The following is a 237-nucleotide window of genomic DNA, read 5'->3' as shown; positions in this document are numbered from 1 at the left end:
CTACCTGAGCTGTTGCTGCTGTGGTACATGGTGCCGTTGCGGCTACTGTATACGTATAGGTATTTGCGCCTGATAATGCTGGTGACCAAGTACCTCCTGTCGCTGGGCTTCCACCTAAGGCTGCAAATAATTGCCCTGATGTTACCGTGCTTCCTGCACAGATCGTAAGTGTTCCGTTAGTTCCCGCATTTGGTAAGGCTTGTTCGCTTACCACTACCTGAGCTGTTGCTGCTGTGG

General features: G+C 51.5%; 1 protein-coding gene. It reads right to left on the bottom strand.

Going from position 1 to position 237, the window contains the following annotated elements; all coding sequences use genetic code 11:
• The coding region (locus ACXAG7_RS20205; RefSeq protein ID WP_476667965.1) for a hypothetical protein at positions 1-237 on the bottom strand (237 nt) is incomplete at both ends.

Source organism: Tenacibaculum sp. AWR4_210, assembly GCF_056160945.1.
The sequence above is the reverse complement of the archived record's forward strand: the minus strand, read 5'-3'. Positions and strand labels throughout refer to the sequence as shown.